This window comes from Stieleria sp., assembly GCF_041595215.1.
GTDB classification, from domain to species: domain Bacteria; phylum Planctomycetota; class Planctomycetia; order Pirellulales; family Pirellulaceae; genus Stieleria; species Stieleria magnilauensis.
Genome location: NZ_JBFHKV010001352.1, coordinates 1 through 1944, shown reverse-complemented (window position 1 = coordinate 1944; position 1944 = coordinate 1). Strand labels below are relative to the sequence as shown.

Sequence of the window (1944 nt, the reverse complement as noted above, 5' to 3'; positions counted from 1 at the left end):
GGCAGATCTTTGCGGAACTGCACGACACCAACATTCGAAACATCCACAGCAAGGATCTGCTCGCGATGTGGCGGGCCGAGGCCGGCGAGTTTGCCGGGGTGGAAAGCGTGACGTACGGCAGCGTCGGCGTCGGTCCGGGCGGCAAAGCGATTGAGTTCAAACTGCTGGCCGACAGCGACGATGAAGATCAATTGCTGCAGGCCACCGACGCGGTCAAAGCCCGCTTGGCCACCTATGACGGGGTGTTCGACATCGCCGATGACAACACGCCGGGGAAATGGGAGTTCCAATTTCGCGTCAAAGATACCGCGCTGGCGACGGGAATCACGCCGACGGATCTGGGCAACACGGTTCGCAACACATATTTCGGCGCCGAAGCGATGCGTTTGCAACGCGGGCGGCACGAAGTCAAGTTGATGGTCCGCTATCCGCAAGAAGAACGTCGCTCGCTGGTGAACTTTCGCGAGATTCGTGTCCGCGACCCCGCCGGAAACGAGCACCCGATCGAAGAACTTGCCGAAGTCACGCTCAAACGAGGTTTTTCGGAGATCAATCGAGTCGACCAGCAGCGTTCGGTCACCGTCAGTGCGGACTTGGATTGGAAAACCGCCAACTCGTCACTGATCATCGCGGACTTGCAGGCGAACTACTTGCCCGAGATGGCGAAGCAGTTTCCGGGGTTTCAAGTGCGTTGGGAAGGCCAAGCGGAACAGAGTCGCGAGTCGGTCGGCAGTCTGATGGTGGGTTTTGGAATCGCCATCATCGCGATGTACGTGTTGCTCGTGTTGCAATTCCGCTCGTACGTCCAGCCGATCTTGATCCTGATGATCGTGCCCTTTGGGATGATCGGAGCGGTCTGGGGACACGCGATCCTGGGGCTTCCGCTGACGCTGTTCAGTATGTTCGGGTTGGTTGCGTTGTCGGGAGTCGTCATCAACGACTCGATCGTGCTGATCGATTTCATCAACGTACGGGTCCGCGAAGGCCATCCGCCGATGGAAGCGCTCGCCGATGCCGGCCAACGTCGCTTCCGGCCGATCTTGCTGACCAGTCTGACGACGATCGCGGGGTTGATCCCCTTGATGCTCGAACGTTCCTTCCAGGCCCAATTGTTGATCCCGATGGCCGCCTCGTTGGCGTTCGGGCTGAGTCTGGCGACCTTCTTGGTGCTGTTCCTCGTTCCCGTGTTCTACGCGCTCTATTTGCGAGCCTACAACGCGGCAGCGGCGCTGTTGCATCACCTGCACATCACCCGAGAAAAGAACCCCGACCCGCTCGATTTCCCCCCCGAATCCAGTCCCACCGTGGGGTAAGCATCCTGCTTGCCAATTCACCGTGGGGCATGCATCGGGCTTGCCGTTGCCCGGTTCCACCTCCACCGGCGGAGTGTCCTTCGCCGCCTTTTCTGGGGGCCTGGGGCAAACGGGCGGTGTTTTGGGAGCCCATTTCGGGAAGGGCGGCCAATCCAATTTCCCTTGCCGGGTAACATTTCATGCCATTTATCGCCCCGGGCCGGAAACTGCGACAAATTTTCCACCGCGAACCTGCCAAAGTCTGGCCGACTCCTATTCAGCAGATGGAAATCAGTTGCTAAACTTCCGCTCAGACGCAAGTCACTACCCCGTGGTGTAATTGGCAACACTACTGATTTTGGTTCAGTCATTCTAGGTTCAAGTCCTAGCGGGGTAGCTCGAAAGGCCCTCTGCATTCAGCAGTGGGCCATTTTCATTGGGCAGAGTTGATGGATGTCCGGGGCGACCGAAGCGGGGCCGAGTTGTAGCCCGGAACGATGGCGGGAAACACAGACGCCAGCCTGCCATCATTCTGCCCCGAATCATTCTGCCTTCTCTCTTTCAGCGGCGTCCGGTCGGAGGTCGGAAGATTTTGGGGGTAGGAAGATTGCGTGTCTTTCCGTCAAAGCGTTTGCCCGCAGACACGTTCATG

General features: G+C 58.6%; 1 protein-coding gene and 1 tRNA gene. Both read left to right on the top strand.

What is annotated here, in order from left to right; genetic code table 11:
- Positions 1–1313, top strand: a 1313-nt coding sequence (locus tag ABX749_RS31225) for an efflux RND transporter permease subunit (RefSeq protein ID WP_372899474.1), incomplete at its 5' end; no start/stop codon positions are given.
- 304 nt (positions 1314–1617) lie between these two features.
- Positions 1618–1689: transfer RNA gene (locus tag ABX749_RS31220), tRNA-Gln, on the top strand.
- Positions 1690–1944 lie beyond the last annotated feature (255 nt).